The sequence below is a fragment of the Xanthomonas massiliensis genome (assembly GCF_900018785.1).
GTDB classification, from domain to species: Bacteria; Pseudomonadota; Gammaproteobacteria; order Xanthomonadales; family Xanthomonadaceae; genus Xanthomonas_B; species Xanthomonas_B massiliensis.
This window is the reverse complement of sequence record NZ_FCOY01000006.1, coordinates 99,288-116,600: the sequence shown is the minus strand read 5'-3', so window position 1 is coordinate 116,600 and position 17,313 is coordinate 99,288. Positions and strand designations below refer to the sequence as shown.

The window sequence follows — 17,313 nt, the reverse complement described above, 5'->3', positions numbered from 1 at the left end:
GACAAGCATCACTGCACGCGGCGGCGCAGGTAGTTGAGCAGGTCGATGCGGGTGATCAGGCCCAGGAACTGCGGCCCGTCCATGATGATCGCCACTTGGCCACGGTCGAACACCGGCAGCAGGGCCTCGATCGGCGACTTGACGTCGAGCCGGTCGAGCTTGCTGACCATGGCCGTGGAAACCGGGTCGCGGAAGCGGGCCTCGTCGCCGTAGACGTGCAGCAGGACGTCGCTTTCATCGACGATGCCGACCAGGTCGTCGCCTTCCATGACCGGCAGCTGCGACACGTCGTACAGCTTCATGCGCTGGTAGGCGGTGGTGAGCAGGTCGTTGGGGCCGACGATCACGGTATCGCGCTGGCTGTACGGGCGCAGGATCAGGTCGCGCAGGTCCCCATGCTGCGGCCGCGCCAGGAAGCCGTTGTCGGCCATCCAGTAGTCGTTGTACATCTTGGACAGGTACTTGTTGCCGGTATCGCACACCGGCACCAGCACGCGCTTGGGTTCGGTCTGCTCGCGGCAGTACCTCAATGCCGCGGCCAGCAGCGTACCGGTGGAAGAGCCGCCAAGGATCCCCTCGCGCGCCAGCAGCTCGCGCGCGGTGTGGAAGCTCTCGGCGTCGCTGATCGCGTAGGCCTTCGATACCCGGCTGAAATCGGAGATCGGCGGCAGGAAGTCCTCGCCGATGCCCTCCACCAGCCAGCTGCCGGACTTCTCGCTGAGCGTGCCCTCGTTGATGTACTGGGCCAGGATCGAGCCGACCGGGTCGGCCAGCACGATCTCCGTGTCCGGCGACAGCCGGGCGAAGGCGCGCGACAGGCCGGTCATGGTCCCGGAGCTGCCGCAGCCGACGACCACCGCGTCCAAGCGCCCGTCCAGCTGCGCCAGGATTTCCGGACCGGTGCCGAACTCGTGCGCCGCCGGGTTGTCCGGATTGCCGAACTGGTTGATGAAGTACGCCCCGGGCGTGTCGGCGGCGATCTTGGCGGCCAGGTCCTGGTAGTACTCCGGATGGCCCTTGGCCACGTCCGAGCGGGTCAGCACCACCTCGGCGCCCATCGCCTTGAGGTTGAAGATCTTCTCGCGGCTCATCTTGTCGGGCACCACCAGGATCAGCCGGTAGCCCTTCTGCTGGGCGACCAGGGCCAGCCCGAGGCCGGTATTGCCGGCGGTGCCCTCCACCAGCGTCGCGCCGGGCGCGATGTCGCCGCGCTGCTCGGCCGCCTCGATCATCTTCAGGCCGATGCGGTCCTTGATCGAGCCGCCGGGATTGGCGTTCTCCAGCTTGAGGAACAGCTGGCACAGGCCGGTATCGAGGTGCTGGGCCTGGACGATCGGCGTCTGGCCGATCAGTTCGAGTACGGAGGAATGGATGGTCATGGCAGCGGGAACGGCGCCGCTGTCGCGGCTGGACGCCCATTATCGACGGCCCGGCCGGCCAAGTCAGCGCATGACCTCATGCCGCACGGTCATGTACCGGGACAAGATCGGCGCGGACGGCAGGCGGCCGACGAGGTATCCGCCTGCGTCCGCGACGAGCAAAACCGGTCGCTAGTGCTTGCGCTCGGAGTACATGCGCAACAAGCGCTGCTTGGCCTGGAGCTTTTCGCGCTTCATCTGGGCCAGCGTGTCCGCATCGATCGGCAACACGCCAAGTTCGGCATCCATGCACTTCTTGTCCAGCGTCCTGTGGTGATGGTAGAGCTTGCGGAACGCGGGGTCGGATTTCGTCAGGGACTCGATTTCGGACGGGGACTGCCCTTCGAACATGATGGACCTCCTTCAGGCACAGACAAGAACGCCCCGGCCAGGGGCTCGGGGCGTCACAGGGAGAAGGAACCGGACCGGCGCGGCGGGCAACGAGCCTGCCACCTGCACTGCCCGCGGCAGCGGGCGGAATTGAGCGGGTTCACGCCAGCGCAGCATCGGCCGGATCCTCCGTCATTCCCGGCGGGCGAAGTCCCGCCGGACTTCCGACCCTACGCCTGCCTCCGGCGGCCGGCAAGGGCCCGGCGCGCATTCAGCGCGATGGCCGCATTCGCATTCAGCGCGGCGGCAGCAAGGTCAAGACGGTCGCTGCCAATTCCTTTCCAATCAATAGGATGCACGACGCTCCTCGCTCAGGGCGAGACCACCACGCTGGCCTTGGACGCACCCTTCTTGCCGGAGACACTCAAACGCGAAGCGGCCACGCCACCGGCCACCAGCGCGTCCTTCAGGGCCTGGGCACGCTTCTGCGCGGCGGCCGCATCGTCCGCGTAGGCCTCGATGCGCACCTTGCCCTTGGCCCCGATCTGCAGGTACTGGGCCAGCGCCTTGCCCTGGTCCTTGCCCGAGGCCGACAGCCCGGACCCGCTGAACGCGGCCGCGGCGAAGGCGAAGGTCTCGCCCCGCGCGTCGAAGTTCGACGGCGGCAACTTGGCTCCCGATTCCAGCTCGGCTTCCTCGCGGGCCAGCCGGGCCGCCTTCTGCTGGGCGGCGCCGAGCCGGGCGGTCTGCTTGCCGGCCGCCTGGTCCAGGGCCTGCTGGGCATCCTGGCGCGCCTGGGCCTCGTCGGCGGCCTCCTGGCGCAGGCGCTCGGCCTCCTCGCTCTGGATCTGGGCCTGGACGCGCAGGCGCTCGGCTTCCTGCCGGGCGCGGGCGACCTCCAGCTGCGAGGCCTTCAGCAGCAGGTCGCTGCGCTTGGCCTCCAGCGCGTCCAGCTGCTGGCGCAGGACCGCGGTGCGCGCGGTCGTCTCGGCGATGTCCACCCGGCGCTCGGCCAGGTAGCGGGCATCGTCCAGGTCGCGGCGCTTGGCATTGGCGAAGGTGGCCACGGCCTGGCGCGCCATCAGCTGCTCGTAGCGCGCCTGGTCGGCGGTCTGGGCGTCGGCCTGCAGCGCGTCCAGGCGCTGGTTCAGCTGGGCCACCTCCGGGTCCGGGGCGGCCAGGGCGGCGAGCGGCAGGGCGGCGAGCACCGCCAGGGGCAGGATCCGCGAACGCAGGGACAGGGCGCTCATTGGGCGGCTCCCGTGCCGACCAGCTTCTGCAGCTGCTGCACCTCGTTGCGGCGTTGCGCCAGCTGCGCGGCCACCGCGGCCTGGTCGCTGCGCGCCCGGGCCAGGTCGGCGTCGGCCGCGGCGCGCAACGCGATGCCCGGGGCCTGCTTGCGCTGGCGGCGGTCCTGCGCGGCGCTCTGGGCGGCCTGCAGCTCCTGCCGCGCCAGCGCCAGCAGATCCGGGGCGTACTGGTCGGCATCGGCGTCGGCGGCGCGCTGGACGGCCTGCTGGGCCGTGTCCAGCTCGGGCAGCGGGGCCTGCTGGGCCTGCAGCGGCGCAACCGCCAGTGCATACGCGCACGCGATCACATACAGGGGACGGCGCAATTGTGCGAAGCTAGATTTCATTGGGGAGCTGTGCTGGAAGTCCTGGCGCGGCCATTGTCGGAAGCGGAGGCGGCCCTTGCAACGGGCGGCGGCCGCGGAATTGGGGAACCGTTGCGCGATGGATATCGGCTATTTCCTGAAACTGATGACCGAGAAGAACGCCTCGGACATGTTTCTGACCACCGGGGCACCGGTCTACATCAAGATCGAGGGCAAGCTCTACCCGCTGGGCTCGACCGGCCTGCCGCCGGGCATGGTCAAGAAGATCGCCTACTCGCTGATGGACGAGGGCCAGGTGCCTCAGTTCGAGCGCGAGCTGGAGATGAACATGGCCATCGCCCTGCCCGACGCCGGCCGGTTCCGCATCAACGTGTTCAAGCAGCGCGGCGAGGTCGGCCTGGTGATCCGTGCGATCCGCAGCAAGATCCCGACCATCGAGGAGCTGAACCTGCCGCAGGTGCTCAAGGACGTGATCATGACCCCGCGCGGCCTGGTGCTGGTGGTCGGCTCGACCGGCTCGGGCAAGTCCACCTCGCTGGCCTCGATGATCGACCACCGCAACAGCACCACGGCCGGGCACATCCTCACCATCGAGGACCCGATCGAGTACCTGCACCGCCACAAGATGTCCATCGTCAACCAGCGCGAGGTGGGCCTGGACACCCATGCCTTCCACAACGCGCTGCGCAACGCCATGCGCGAGGCGCCGGACGTGATCCTGATCGGCGAGATCCTCGACGCGGAGACGATGGAATCGGCCATCGCCTTCGCCGAGACCGGCCACCTGTGCCTGGCCACGCTGCACTCCAACAACGCCGACCAGACCATCGAGCGCATCCTCAACTTCTTCCCCGAGAGCGCGCACAAGAACATCCTGATGAACCTGTCGCTGAACCTGCACGCGGTGATCTCGCAGCGGCTGGTCAAGGGCGTGGACGGGCGGCGGCGCCCGGCCACCGAGGTGCTGATCAACACGCCGATGATCCGCGACCTGCTGCGCCGCGGGCAGATCCACGAGATCAAGCCGGCGATGGAGGCGTCGCTGGAACAGGGCATGGAGACCTTCGACCAGTGCCTGTTCCGGATGGCCAAGCAGGGCATCATCGAGCAGGAGGAGGCGTTGCGCGCGGCCGATTCGCGCGATGGCCTGGCCCTCAAGTTCCGGCTGTCCGAGGGCGGTTCCGGCGAGCTGGACCCCTACTCGGACTTCAACCAGCAGGCCGCGCCGGCGATCACCCACGGGTTCGGCTGATCCCGCGGTATCGCGCCGGGCATCAGCCGGGCACGACCACGCGCTGCTCGATCGCGCCGAACGGCGAGGTCCCGTCGTCCAGCACCAGCTCGATCGCGATCGTGTCGCCCGGGCGCAGCCACGGCGTGGACGGGCGGCCGTCGCGCAGGGTCTCGATGGTGCGCTGCTCGGCCAGGCACGAGGCACCACGGGAGATGTCGTGGTTGGCCACGGTCCCGGCGCCGACCACGGTGCCGGCGACCAGGCCGCGGGTGCGGGCGGCGTGGGCGATGAGCCGGTCGAACCCGAACTGCATGTCCTGGCCGGCCTCCGTCATCCCCAGCAGGGCACCGTTGACGCGCACGCGCATCGCGCCGTGCAGGCGCCCGTCGCGCCAGGCCGGGCCGAGCTCGTCCGGGGTGGCCAGCACCGGCGACAGGGCCGAGCGCGACTTGGACTGGACGAAGCCGAAGCCCTTGGCCAGCTCGGCCGGGATCAGCGCGCGCAGCGACACGTCGTTGAGCAGGCCGACCAGGCGGACCTGGTCCAGGGCGCGCGCCGGCGACACGCCCATCGCCACGTCGCCGGTGACCACCGCCACCTCCGCTTCCAGGTCGATGCCGTGGCCGGGGTCGGGCAGCACGATGGCCTCGCGCGGGCCGAGGAAGGCGCCGCTGCCGCCCTGGTACATCAGCGGGTCCTCGTACAACGCCGGCGGCATGGCCGCACCGCGGGCGCGCCGGACCCGTTCCACGTGCGGCAGGTAGGCGCTGCCGTCCAGGAATTCGTAGGCACGCGGCAGCGGCGCGGCCAGGTCCTGCACCACCAGCGGGAAGGCCTGGGCGCAGCGGCCGGCCTCCAGGGCCGCGGCCAGCGCCTGCAGGGCCGGGGCGAGCGCGTCCCAGTCGTCCAGGGCGGCCTGCAGCGTCGGCGCGATGGCCCCGGCCGCCACCGCGCGCGCCAGGTCGCGCGAGACCACCAGCAGCCGGCCGTCGCGGCCGTGCCTGAGCGATGCGAGCTTCAACGGCCACCCTTCTGCATGAACCGCGTGCATTGTCCCGGTCGCAGGCCACTGCGACCAAGCTGCGCTGCCGCATGCACTGGCGCTACAATGCTCCGGTCTGCCAGCGCTCGTCCGTTTCCCCGGGCCTGTCGGCGCCCGTTCCGGGCCGCCGCCCCTCCGACGCCAGTGGCCATGCATTCCGGTCTGCGCATCCGCGCCGGCCGAGCCTTCGTTCGTACGCGCGGTTCAAGGGAACGCGGCGAACTGCCGATGTCGCCAGGCGCCTGCCTGCGCCGGCATCGCCCTCCCTTTCTGGAGCCATTGATGTCCTTCGAATCCCTGGGCCTTGCGCCCACCCTGCTGCGTGCCCTTTCCGAACAGGGCTACGACACCCCGACCCCGATCCAGCAGCAGGCCATCCCGCTGGTGCTGGAAGGCCACGACCTGCTGGCCGGCGCGCAGACCGGTACCGGCAAGACCGCCGCCTTCGGCCTGCCGCTGCTGCAGCACTTGGCCGCCACCCCCAACCGCAGCCACCGGCCGCGGGCGCTGGTGCTCACCCCGACCCGCGAGCTGGCGGTGCAGGTGCACGACAACCTGCGCGCCTACGGCAAGTACCTGCGCGTGCCGTCCACGCTGATCTACGGCGGCGTGGGCATGGGCAACCAGCTGACCGCGCTGCGCCGTGGCGTGGACCTGCTGGTGGCCTGCCCGGGCCGGCTGATCGACCACATCCAGCAGCGCAGCGTGGACCTGTCCGGCGTCGAGGTGCTGGTGCTGGACGAGGCCGACCGCATGCTGGACATGGGCTTTTTGCCCTCGATCAAGCGCATCCTCGCGGTGCTGCCCAAGCAGAACCGCCAGACCCTGCTGTTCTCGGCCACCTTCGCCGAGCCGATCCGGCAGCTGGCGCTGGAATTCATGCACGACCCGCGCGAGGTGATGGTCACCCCGAAGAACACCGTGGCCGATACCATCGCCCACCGCGTGCATCCGGTCGACGGCGGCCGCAAGCGCGAACTGCTGCTGCACCTGCTGGCCAGCGCGCCCGGCGTGCAGACGCTGGTGTTCGCCCGCACCAAGCACGGCAGCGACAAGCTGGCGCTGTTCCTGGAGAAGTCCGGCATCCGCGCCGCGGCGATCCACGGCAACAAGAGCCAGGGCCAGCGCCAGCGCGCCCTGGGCGACTTCAAGTCCGGCCGGGTGCCGGTGCTGGTGGCCACCGACATCGCCGCGCGCGGCATCGACATCGACCACCTGCCGCGGGTGATCAACTACGACCTGCCGATGGTGGCCGAGGACTACGTGCACCGCATCGGCCGCACCGGCCGCAACGGCGCCCAGGGCGAGGCGATCTCGCTGGTGGCCCAGGACGAGGCCAAGCTGCTGCGCCAGATCGTGCGCCTGCTCAACCAGGACATGGACATCCGCGACGTGCCCGGCTTCGAGCCGCAGGTGCCGATCCGCTGGGGCAACAGCGCCCCGGGCAAGGCCGAGCAGCCCGGTGGCGTGCGCCCGCCGCGCAAGCGTGCCCGCCGTCCGCACCCGCCCGTCGAGGGCCAGCGCCGTCCCGCCGCGCACGCCAGCGCCAAGCCGGCCGGCGAGCGCCGCGGCAACGGCGGTCCGCGTCCGCAGGAGACGCGGCGTCCGGCCGAGCGCCAGGCCCGGCGCGACCACCGCCAGGCCTGAGCGCCGCCGGCGTCAGCCGCCAAGCAGCGCGGTGCTGCGCTCGATGCGCTCGCGATAGGCATCGAGCACCCCGGCGGTCAGGCCGATGTAGCGCTCCAGGTCTTCCCAGCGCCGGCCCTCCGGCGCCGAGGCTGGCATACACGCCCCATGGCGACACGGAGCCCCCCGGTCCCGCCCGCTCCGTACAATGGCAGCCATGGACATTTTCAAGGTCTTCACCCTGGAAGCCGCGCATCGGCTGCCGAACGTGCCGGCGGGGCACAAGTGCGCGCGCCTGCACGGCCATTCGTTCCGGGTCGAACTGCATCTGCGTGGCGAGGTCGGCGAGGACAGCGGCTGGGTGATGGATTTCGGCCAGGTCAAGGCGGCCTTCCAGCCCCTGTACGACCAGCTGGACCACCACTACCTCAACGAGATCGAGGGCCTGGAGAACCCCACCAGCGAACGGCTGGCGATGTGGATCTGGCAGCGCCTGAAGCCGGCCCTGCCGCTGCTGGCCGAGGTGGTGGTGCACGAGACCTGCACCTCCGGCTGCCGCTACCGCGGCTGAACGTCCGCAAGGCCGCCCCCACTCCCTGTTGCACTGCAGCAGGAATTGGGTATGCTGCATCCCAACAGCCATGACACGACGTGTCTGGCGCACAGCGTTTTGCATGGGTCCCTCCCCCCGTGCAGACCCGGACCCGACAGATCCCTCCCTCTGTCGGGTCCTTTTTTTATGGCATCCGAAATTCGCAATGGCGACAGGCATCCGCCGGTAAGCGGCGGCTTGCGTCGCCGTCGCCGGGGCACCAGATCGGGACCCGGGGCACCTTGGCTCATTCCCCGCCGGCGCCGGCCCGGGTCCTGCCGCCGTTGCTTCCGGCCGGGGCCAAGCCCTGCCGCGGCTGCCGGAGCCGGCGCGCTTCAAGCCAGCGCATGCGGCATTGCCGGAAGGATGGCCGGCTCGTGCCCTCCCTCGCCCGCTCACGGACGAACGGTCCGGCGCGGGATTCCCGCTCCGCGCCGCTTTCCCATCCGGAACCGGCATGCCGGAACGTCTTCCCCGGCCCTACTGCCTGCAAGTCTCGCCGGCCCTGCCGTCTGCAGTACCGGCGTTCCGCCAGGACGATGCCCCGACCAGTCGCAGCCCCGCCCCGGCCAGAGGAGGCGGCCGCCGCTGCCGTCCCTGCTCGACCACCGGGAATGGCCCTAGAATCGCGTCATGTCCTTCGCCTCTTCCCCGCTCGCCGGCGGCAAGCCGGAACAGTACGCGCAGCTGGCCGACCAGGCCCGGGCCCTGGTCCACGGCGAGCGCGACCGCATCGCCAATGCCGCCAATCTCTCGGCCCTGGTCTACCACGCGCTGCCGGACCTGAACTGGGTCGGCTTCTATTTCTTCGACGGCCACGAGCTGGTGGTCGGCCCGTTCCAGGGCCTGCCTGCCTGCGTGCGCATCCCGCTGGACAAGGGCGTGTGCGGGGCCGCCGCGCGCAGCCGCCAGACCCAGCGCATCGAGGATGTGCACGCCTTTCCCGGCCACATCGCCTGCGACGCCGCGTCGCGTTCGGAGCTGGTGGTGCCGCTGGTCCGCCACGGTGAGCTGGTCGGCGTGTTCGACCTGGACAGCCCGGTGCCGGCCCGCTTCGACGCGCAGGACCAGCAGGGTCTGGAAACGATCGCCGCCGCCTTCGTGGACGCGCTGGCGTGAACACCGTCGGCCTGCGCAACATCGGCCCCAAGAGCGCGGCCTGGTTGCGCCAGGTCGGCATCCGCAGCCAGGCCGATCTGGTCGCCGCCGGGCCGGTCGGCGCCTTCCTCAAGGTGCGCCGGGCCGGCTTCCGGCCCAGCCTGAACCTGCTGTACGCGCTGGAAGGCGCACTGCTGGACTGCCATTGGCAACAGGTGCCCGAGCCGCGCCGGCAACAGCTGGTGGCCGAATACGAAGCCGCCGCCGGGCAGTCGCCTGCGGCGCAGGCACGGCCGGCCGGCGATCCAGCGCGCGCCCGCGACGACGATGGCGATGGCGCCGATGCCGACGGCGGGTTCCTGCCGGTGGAACCGGCGCACGACGATCCGGCGGTCGCGGATTGAAACCGCGCATTGGTCGCCGCGCGGCCATGCCGTAGACTGGCACGCACTTTCTGGTGACCCCGGCCCTGCCGGGGTTTAAACGGGAAGCCGGTGACGCGTCCGGTACGGGCGCCATGCCGGCGCTGCCCCCGCAACGGTAGGTGGGACAAGTCCGGACAACAGGCCACTGTGCGATGCACGGGAAGGCGTCCGGACGGGAAGGTGCATCCTTCCGCCCGCAAGCCCGGAGACCGGCCAGGAAGGCGACCGGTTGCGATGCGGCGGGCATGGCGGCGGCAGTCCGTCGTGCGTGCACGCCTTCCTGCCCGTCGTCTCCTTCCCGGCAACCGCCTATCCCCTGCTGTGGGCGGTGCGCGGGCGTGCGTGCCGCCGGGAGTTCCCACGATATGAAGCTGCACCTGCTTTCCGCCGCGGTCGCCATCGCGATCCCCGGCGTGGCGCTGGCCGACGGGGCCGCCGCCGACCTGGATCCGGTGGTGGTCACCGCCACCCGCACCCCCATCGCGCTGGAGGACAGCCTCGCCCCGGTGCAGGTCATCGACCGCGCCGACATCGAGGCCAGCCAGGCCCTGTCGCTGATGGACCTGCTGCGCGGCCGCGCCGGGGTGGACATCGTCAACCAGGGCGGCCTGGGCAAGCTCAGCTCGATCTTCCTGCGCGGGGCCGGTTCGTCGCAGGTGCTGGTGCTGGTGGACGGCGTGCGCGTCGGCTCGGCCACCAGCGGCCTGGCCGCGATCCAGGACCTGCCGCCGGCCCAGATCGAACGCATCGAGATCGTGCGCGGGCCGGCCTCGAGCCTGTACGGTGCCGACGCGGTGGGCGGCGTGATCCAGATCTTCACCCGCCAGGCCGGCCCCGGGCTGGCGCAGGACCTGAGCCTCGGCGGCGGCAGCCATGGCCTGCGCCAGGCCAGCGCCGGCTTCTCCAACCGCGGCGAGCGCGGCTGGCTGGCGGTGCACGGCGCCTGGCAGGACAGCGACGGCATCGACGCCTGCCGCGGGTCGGCGGCGCTGTTCGCCGGCTGCTACGTGGACGAGCCCGACCGCGACGGCTACCGCAACACCTCCATCGGCGTCCGCGGCGGCTACGCCCTCGGCGACACCGTCAGCGTCGAGGGCCAGGTGCTCCATGCCGCCTCGCGCAACTGGTACGACGGCAGCGCCTATGCCGGCAACCTGTCCGACAACCGCCAGCAGGTGGCCGGCGGCATGCTGGCCTGGCGCCCGGACGCGCGGGTGACGGTCACCGCGCGCGTCGGCCGCAACGAGGACGACGCCGACGTGTACTGGGATGCCAGCCACGATGTCCGCCAGCGCGTGCCCGTGGCCGTCTACGACACCCGCCGCGACACCGCCTCGCTGCAGGGCGACTTCGCCGCGACCGCCGACCAGCTGCTCAGCGCCGGCGTGGACTGGCAGCGCGACCACGTCGATGCCACCACTGCCTACGACGAGTCCAGCCGCCGCAACACCGGCGTGTTCGCCCAGTACCAGGGCCGCTTCGGCGCGCACCAGCTGCAGGCCAGCGTGCGCGAGGACGACAACGAGCAGTTCGGCCACCATGCCACCGGCACGCTGGGCTACGGCTTCGCCTTCGGGCCGGGCTTCCGGCTGACCGCCAGCGCCGGCACCGGCTTCCGCGCCCCGACCTTCAACGACCTGTACTACCCCGGCTTCAGCAACCCGGCGCTCAAGCCGGAGAAGTCGCGCAGCGCGAACCTGGGGCTGGCGCAGTACGGACAGGGCTGGAATTGGAGCTTCAATGCCTATCGCACGCGCATCGAGGACATGATCGGCTACGACGGCGCCTACAACATCGTGAACATCGACAAGGCGCGCATCCGCGGCGCCGAACTGGCCGGTGCGGTGAAGCTGGCCGGCTTCGACGTCGCCGCGCAGGCCAGCTGGACCGATGCGCGCAACGACAGCGACGGCGCCAACCACGACAACTGGCTCGCCCGCCGCGCCCACCTGGGCGGGCGCCTGGACGTGGACCGCGGCTTCGGCCCGCTGCGCCTGGGCATCACCGCCAACGGTGCCGGCCACCGCTTCGACGATGCCGCCAACAGCGTGCGCCTGGCCGGCTACGGCACCGTGGACCTGCGGGTGGAATACGCATTGACGCCGGCATGGGCCCTGCAGGCACGGGCCGCCAACGTGTTCGACCGCCGCTACGAGACCGTGGCCTGGTACAACCAGCCCGGCCGCGAGTACCAGCTGACCCTGCGCTACCAGGGCCGCTGACCGGCGCAGCCTGCCTTCCCCTTCGCTACCGGCGAAGGGAGCGCGGGCCATGCCTGGCGCCGTACACGTGCGGCGCCGATCTTCCGGCCTGCCTGGCGCACGCCAGGCAGGCCGGGCTAGCCTTGCGGGTACGAAGCCGGCGGGATCGGCACCACCATCGGCGTGGCGGTCACCGGATCGGGAACCACCAGCGAGCGGATGCCGAACACCGATTCGATGACCGGCGCCGTGATGACCTGCTGCGGCGTACCGGCGGCCACGATCGCGCCGGCCTTCATCGCGATGACGTGGTCGGCGTAGCGCGCGGCCTGGTTGAGGTCGTGCAGCACCATCACCAGGGTGCGGCCGCCGTCGCGGTTGAGCCGGCGGCACAGCTCCAGCAGCTCGTACTGGTGGGCGATGTCCAGGAACGTGGTCGGCTCGTCGAGCAGCAGGATCGGCGTCTCCTGGGCGATGGCCATCGCCAGCCACACGCGCTGGCGCTGGCCGCCGGACAAGGCATCCACCAGCTGGTCGGCCAGCGCGTCCACCTGGGTCCGGCGCATCGCCTCGGCCACCGCGCGCTCGTCGCGCTCGGACCACTGCCGCAGCAGGGTCTGGTGCGGGAAGCGCCCGCGCGCCACCAGGTCGGCCACGCAGATGCCCGGCGGCGCCACCGGCGACTGCGGCAGCAGGCCGAGCATGCGTGCCACCTCGCGGGTCGGATAGTCGCGGATGTCGCGCCCGTGCAGCAGCACCCGCCCGGCCTGGGGCACCAGCAGCCGCGCCAGTGCGCGCAGCAGCGTGGACTTGCCGCAGGCGTTGGGGCCGACGATCACGGTGACCTTCCCCGCCGGGATGTGCACGTCCAGCCCGTGCACCACCTGGCGCGATTCGTAGGACAGGGTGAGCTTCTCGCCGACCAGCGGCGCGGCGGACGCGCCCGCGCGTTCGTGCGTCATCGTTGCATCCTCATGCCCTGCGCGGCCGGGTCAGCAGCCACATCAGGTAGATCCCGCCCACGATCCCGGTGACCCGGCCGATCGGCAGCACCAGCCGCCCCGGCAGCGCCTGGGCCAGGGTATCGGCGAGCAGCAGCAGGCAGGCGGCCATCGCCGCCGATCCCAGCACCGGCAGGCGGCCGCCGCGGCACAGCCGCGCGGCCAGTTGCGGGGCGGCCAGCGCCACGAACGCGATCGGCCCGGCGGCGCCGGTGGCCAGCGCCGCCAGCAGCACGCCGCAGGCGATCGCCGCCAGGCGCGTGCGTTCCACCGCCACGCCGAGCTGGCGCGCCATGTCATCGCCCATCTCGATCAGCTCCAGGCGCCGCGCCAGCACCTGCACGCACGGCAGCAGCAGCGCCACGCCGGCCAGCACCGGCAGCACGTGCTGCCAGCCGCGCGCTTCCAGCGAGCCGGCGCGCCACAGGTTGGCCGTCACCGCGTTGTCGAGGTCGCCCTTGACCAGCATCAGGCCGTTGAGGGCATCCAGGATCGCGCCGATGCCGACGCCGACCAGCACCAGCCGGTAGCCGCCGCTCACCCCGGCGCGCAGCGACAGCAGGTAGACCAGCACCGCGGTGGCCAGGCCGCCGGCGACCGCGGCCAGTGCCACGTGAACCACGCCCTGGTCGAACAGCACGATCTGGGCGATGGCGCCGGTCGCCGCGCCGACGGTGAAGCCGATCACGTCCGGCGAGCCCAGCGGGTTGCGCGACACCGACTGGAACACCGCGCCGGACACGCCCAGCGCGGCACCGGCGAACAGCGCGGTCAGCGCGCGCGGCAGGCGGATGTCGAGCACGATGCGGTCGGCGATGCCGCCATCGCCGCGGCCGAGCAGCGCATCGAGCACCTGCTGCGGCGCCAGCGCCATGCGCCCGGCCAGCAGTTCGCACGCCACCAGCGCCAGCGCCAGCAGCACCAGCACCGCGGCGACGAGCCAGGCGCGCGGGTACACCACCAGCGAATGGCCGCCGCGGTGCCAGACCCGGTTCGCGCCGGTGCGGGCCGGCAGCGTGCTCACAGGCGCGCGATCCGGCGGCGGCGCGCCAGCGCCACGAAGAACGGCCCGCCCAGCAGGGCGGCCATGATGCCCACGCCGATCTCGTCGGGCCGTGCCACCACCCGGCCCAGGGTGTCGGCCGCCACCAGCAGGATCGCCGCCACCAGCATCGAGTACGGGATCAGCCAGCGGTGTTCCGGCCCGACCACCCGCCGCGCCAGGTGCGGGGCGGTCAGGCCGATGAAGCCCAGCGGCCCGGCCGCGGCAGTGGCGGCCCCGGAGAGCACCACCACCGCCAGCATGGCCAGCACCCACACCCGGGCCGGGTGGGCGCCCAGCGCATGGCCCAGGTCCTCGCCCAGCATCACCGCGTCCAGCGGCCGCGCCAACGCCAGCGCCAGCGCCGCGCCCGCCGCGGTGGCCAGCGCCACCGGCAGCAGCACGCCTTGGCCGCGTCCCTGCAGCGAACCGACCGCCCAATGGCGGAACTGGTCGAACACCGCATCGTCGCTGTTGACCAGGACCAGCTGGGCCAGCGCCTGCAGCACCACCGTCAGCGCCACCCCGGCCAGCACCAGCCGCACCGGGTCGATGCCGCGCCGCGCCCCGCCCAGCAGGTAGACGCCCACCGCGGCCAGGGCCGCGCCGGCCAGCGCGAACCACAGGTAGCCGGTGATGTCGGTGACGCCGAACACCGCCACCGCCACCACGATCGCGGTGGCCGCACCGCCGTTGACGCCGAGCAGGCCGGGGTCGGCCAGCGGGTTGCGCGTCAGCGCCTGCATCACCGCCCCGGCCGCGCCCAGCGCGCAGCCGGCGACGACGGCCACCAGGGTGCGCGGGATGCGCAGCATGCGCACCAGCAGGTGGTCGCTGTCGGCCGGGTCGAAGGCATGCACCGCCTGCCAGGTCGTGGCCAGCGGGACATCGCGCGTGCCGATGCAGAAGCTGGCCACCACCAGGGCCGCCAGCACCGCCAGGCCCAGCAGCAGGCCGTTGCGGCGACGCCGGTGCCGCGCCCGCGGCGACGGGCGCGCACGCTCAGTGCGCATGGTCCCCGGCGCCAGTGCCGCGAGCCTGCCCGCGCCGCCGGTTCATTGGCCGAACTTGGCGACGATGCCGTCGACGATCTCGGTCGCGCTGAAGTAGTCGATCCGGAACGAATCGCGGCCCAGCCCGTAGACCTGGTGCGCGCGCACCGACGGCAGGTTGGCCAGCAGGGGATCGTCGACGAACTTGCGGGTCCCGTCGTCGTCGACGCTGAGCAGGAAGGTGGTGCGCGCGGTGAGCCGCGGCAGGTTCTCGTACGGCGCCCAGACGAAATCCTTGCGGCCGCCGGCGTTGTTGGTCTGCCAGGACGGGTCCGGCTCCTCGATGTCGAACCCCAGGGCCTGCAGCAGGCGCCCGTGGGCGCTCTCGTGGGTGGCGATCGGGTTGCCCATGCCGGGGCCGTTGAAGCTGATGATGTCGGTCTGGCCTTCCGGCGGATGGATCTTCGCCCGGGCCTCGGCGACGTGCCGGTCGAAGGCGGCGATGCGCGCGGCGGCCTGCTGCTCGTGGCCGGTGGCGCGGCCCAGTTCGACGGCCAGTTCCTGCCAGGTCTTGTCGCCGTAGTCGAGCACGATCGTCGGGGCGATCTTCTTCAGTTCGGCCAGCTGCGCCATGGCCGAATCGTTGCCGGTGCGGGCCACCACGATCAGGTCCGGCTTGACCGCATAGGCGGCCTCCAGGTCGATGTTGCCGACCGGCCAGACGTTCTCCACCCCGCGCTGCGTGGCCACCTCGTTCCATTGTGCGAAGAACTGGTTCTTGGCCGTCGATGCACTGGCCGCCACCGGTGCGTCGATCGCCAGCAGGGTGCCGGTGATCGCCACCGAGGTGGACAGGATGCGCTGGGGCGGGCGCGGGATCGCGGTCGTGGTGCCGTCGGCGTTGGCGAAACTGCGCCATGCCGCGGCCGGTGCCACCGCTGCCGCGGCCTTGCCGGCGTCGCGGTCGGTGCCGCCGCAGCCGGCCAGCACCATGCCCAGGAGACCGACGGCGAACCCACCGAATACGCGCTTCACTACCGACACCTCGTCCATCCGACAGGGAAATGATTATCGCCCACAGTGTGCCCGATCCGCCGCCCGGACGGCAGCGGACCGGGCGGCGGTGCGCCATGCACGGTGCCGCGGCCGGGCCGGCCGCGGCACGGGCTCACTGGGCCCGGGGCGTGATGCGGGTGATGCGGTCGCCCTGGGGATCGTCCTCGCCGCGCGACTTGTTGATCAGGAACACGTCGCCCTTGCCGTCGGCCGCGACATGGTTGGGGTAGGTGCCGCCGTCGAGGTTGGCGACGATCCGGCCCTGCGCATCCACCACCGTGACCGTGCCGGCAGCGCGGCTGGCGACATAGGCCAGGCGGTGGACCGGGTCGTAGGCCACGCCCAGCGCGCCGGCACCGACGTAGACGTCGTGCAGCACGCGGCCGCTGGCCACGTCCACGATCAGCAGGTTGTCGCTGCTCTGCGATACCGCCAGCAGGTGGTGCGCGGCCGAATCGTAGGCCACGCCGATGGCGCCCTGGGTGCCTTGCAGCGGGATCACCTTGTCGACCTTGCCGGTGGGCCCGTCGATGACCGCGGCCTCGGCGCTGCGCAGGCTCACCGCGTACACCTTGCCGGTGGCCGCATCCAGCGACAGCGAGACCGGCGCGAACGTGCCGCCGGCCGTGGCGGAGGCCACCGGGATGTTGGCCAGCGGGGCGAGCTTGCGGGTATCGAAGACCGCGATGTAGTCCTCGCCCACGGCCGACACGTAGGCGCGGCCGCGCGCCGCGTCGACCACCACGTCGCGCGAATGCGGCACGGCGCCGACCGGGAACTGCTTGACCAGCTTCAGGTCGGACTGGCGGTATACCGCCACCGTATTCTGGCGGGTATTGGTCACCCAGACGTTGCCGTGCGCATCGTCCACGGCAACGCCGTAGACCGCGTACACGCCCGGCTCGCGTGCGCCCTGCCGGCCACCGGCGGCCGGACCGTCCTCGCCGTCGCCTTCGCGCGGCTGCACCGGCGCCGGCTGCGGGGCGACCTGGGCCAGGATGTCCAGGCTGCGCGGATCGACCTTCAGCAGCGCCGACTGGCTGACCGGGGGCCGCCCGACCGCGCTGGTGACGAACACCGCGTTGCCCTTGGCGCTGTAGGCGGACTGGTACAGGCCCTGGACCAGCTTCCTGGAGACGACCTCGAAGCCGCCCTGGCCCGACAGCGGCACCTGCTTGGAGATCTTCAGCTGCAGCGGCGACAGGCCCTCGGCGGTGCCGTCGGCCGCCACCGTCACCGGATAGGCGCCCAGGCCGGCGTCGGCCGGAACCACCAGCGTGCCGGCGAACTTGCCCTCGCCGTCGGCGACGTAGGGCTGGGCGTTGAGCGCGGCGCCGCCGGCGGACAGGGTGATCTTCTGGCCCGGCTTGAAGCCGCTACCGGCCACCTCGACGGTCGCACCGGCCAGCACCACCGGCGCGGTGACGCGCACCGCCGGGCCGGACGGGCCGCCGCGGCCGGGCGCCTGCTGCGCCAGCGCCGTGCCGATGCAGCCGGCCAGCGCCAGTCCCAGCAGGGACGTGCTCAGCCACCGGGAGGAAGGTGAAGCGTAAGAACGGAGTTTCATGGTTGGAACCTCTTCAAGGGGCGCCGGGAGCGCCGTTGCGATCTGCCTGGGATGAGGAGCTGCCTTGGCAACAG

Annotated in this window: 17 protein-coding genes and 1 riboswitch; of the genes, 6 read left to right on the top strand and 11 right to left on the bottom strand. The window is 71.8% G+C overall.

Annotated features, from left to right (window positions below; all coding sequences use genetic code 11):
- Positions 1–8: 8 nt before the first annotated feature.
- From BN3794_RS03860 to BN3794_RS03845, 4 genes are all read right to left on the bottom strand, one after another.
- The gene (locus BN3794_RS03860; protein ID WP_066093657.1) at positions 9–1,379 is read right to left on the bottom strand and encodes a pyridoxal-phosphate dependent enzyme; all 1,371 of its coding nucleotides are present in this window, start codon (positions 1,377–1,379) and stop codon (positions 9–11) included.
- 171 nt (positions 1,380–1,550) lie between these two features.
- Entirely contained in the window at positions 1,551–1,769 is a 219-nt protein-coding gene (locus tag BN3794_RS03855; protein ID WP_066093654.1) for an HP1242/YdcH family protein, read from the bottom strand.
- Positions 1,770–2,119: 350 nt separating this feature from the next.
- Positions 2,120–2,998 (bottom strand): coiled-coil domain-containing protein, encoded by an 879-nt coding sequence (locus tag BN3794_RS03850; protein WP_066093651.1) that lies wholly within the window; start codon positions 2,996–2,998, stop codon positions 2,120–2,122.
- Positions 2,995–3,384, bottom strand: coding sequence for a DUF4398 domain-containing protein (locus BN3794_RS03845; RefSeq protein WP_066093648.1), 390 nt, complete (start codon positions 3,382–3,384; stop codon positions 2,995–2,997). Before BN3794_RS03845 ends, BN3794_RS03850 begins: the two co-directional genes overlap by 4 nt.
- Before the next feature lie 97 nt (positions 3,385–3,481).
- Between BN3794_RS03845 and BN3794_RS03840 the strand changes: the two genes are divergently transcribed.
- A complete protein-coding gene (locus tag BN3794_RS03840) occupies positions 3,482–4,615 on the top strand; it encodes a PilT/PilU family type 4a pilus ATPase (RefSeq protein ID WP_066093645.1) in 1,134 nt (377 codons plus the stop codon).
- Positions 4,616–4,637: 22 nt separating this feature from the next.
- Here BN3794_RS03840 and BN3794_RS03835 read toward each other — a convergent pair whose 3' ends face one another.
- A complete protein-coding gene (locus BN3794_RS03835; protein ID WP_066093642.1) occupies positions 4,638–5,618 on the bottom strand; it encodes a fumarylacetoacetate hydrolase family protein in 981 nt (326 codons plus the stop codon).
- Positions 5,619–5,921: 303 nt separating this feature from the next.
- On the opposite strand from BN3794_RS03835, the gene BN3794_RS03830 reads away from it, so the two are divergent.
- Entirely contained in the window at positions 5,922–7,286 is a 1,365-nt protein-coding gene (locus BN3794_RS03830) for a DEAD/DEAH box helicase (RefSeq protein WP_066093638.1), read from the top strand.
- A 12-nt stretch (positions 7,287–7,298) separates the two neighbouring features.
- Here BN3794_RS03830 and BN3794_RS16920 read toward each other — a convergent pair whose 3' ends face one another.
- A complete protein-coding gene (locus tag BN3794_RS16920; protein ID WP_268872071.1) occupies positions 7,299–7,424 on the bottom strand; it encodes a hypothetical protein in 126 nt (41 codons plus the stop codon).
- A gap of 49 nt (positions 7,425–7,473) precedes the next feature.
- Between BN3794_RS16920 and queD the strand changes: the two genes are divergently transcribed.
- From queD to btuB, 4 genes are all read left to right on the top strand, one after another.
- A complete protein-coding gene (gene queD, locus BN3794_RS03825; RefSeq protein WP_187128038.1) occupies positions 7,474–7,836 on the top strand; it encodes a 6-carboxytetrahydropterin synthase QueD in 363 nt (120 codons plus the stop codon).
- 654 nt (positions 7,837–8,490) lie between these two features.
- On the top strand, positions 8,491–8,976 hold the full coding sequence (locus BN3794_RS03820) for a GAF domain-containing protein (RefSeq protein WP_066093633.1): 486 nt from the start codon (positions 8,491–8,493) through the stop codon (positions 8,974–8,976).
- Positions 8,973–9,359 (top strand): TfoX/Sxy family protein, encoded by a 387-nt coding sequence (locus BN3794_RS03815; protein ID WP_066093630.1) that lies wholly within the window; start codon positions 8,973–8,975, stop codon positions 9,357–9,359. The genes BN3794_RS03820 and BN3794_RS03815 overlap by 4 nt, the downstream gene beginning before the upstream one ends.
- 34 nt (positions 9,360–9,393) lie before the next feature.
- A riboswitch (cobalamin riboswitch) is annotated at positions 9,394–9,611 on the top strand.
- 134 nt (positions 9,612–9,745) lie between these two features.
- Positions 9,746–11,602: a TonB-dependent vitamin B12 receptor gene (gene btuB, locus BN3794_RS03810; RefSeq protein ID WP_066093628.1), complete on the top strand. Its 1,857-nt coding sequence runs from the start codon at positions 9,746–9,748 to the stop codon at positions 11,600–11,602.
- 116 nt (positions 11,603–11,718) lie between these two features.
- Here the strand turns inward: btuB and BN3794_RS03805 are convergent, their stop codons facing one another.
- The 5 genes from BN3794_RS03805 to BN3794_RS03785 all read right to left on the bottom strand — a co-directional run bounded on the left by BN3794_RS03805 (position 11,719) and on the right by BN3794_RS03785 (position 17,239).
- Positions 11,719–12,543, bottom strand: coding sequence for an ABC transporter ATP-binding protein (locus BN3794_RS03805; RefSeq protein ID WP_066093625.1), 825 nt, complete (start codon positions 12,541–12,543; stop codon positions 11,719–11,721).
- A 10-nt stretch (positions 12,544–12,553) separates the two neighbouring features.
- Positions 12,554–13,606, bottom strand: coding sequence for a FecCD family ABC transporter permease (locus tag BN3794_RS03800; protein ID WP_147675644.1), 1,053 nt, complete (start codon positions 13,604–13,606; stop codon positions 12,554–12,556).
- Positions 13,603–14,637, bottom strand: a complete 1,035-nt coding sequence (locus BN3794_RS03795; protein ID WP_078059582.1) for a FecCD family ABC transporter permease — start codon at positions 14,635–14,637, stop codon at positions 13,603–13,605. The genes BN3794_RS03800 and BN3794_RS03795 overlap by 4 nt, the downstream gene beginning before the upstream one ends.
- 42 nt (positions 14,638–14,679) lie before the next feature.
- Positions 14,680–15,651, bottom strand: a complete 972-nt coding sequence (gene fepB / locus BN3794_RS03790; protein WP_201455255.1) for a Fe2+-enterobactin ABC transporter substrate-binding protein — start codon at positions 15,649–15,651, stop codon at positions 14,680–14,682.
- Between the two features lie 133 nt (positions 15,652–15,784).
- Entirely contained in the window at positions 15,785–17,239 is a 1,455-nt protein-coding gene (locus tag BN3794_RS03785; protein WP_066093620.1) for a YncE family protein, read from the bottom strand.
- Between the last annotated feature and the right edge of the window lie 74 nt (positions 17,240–17,313).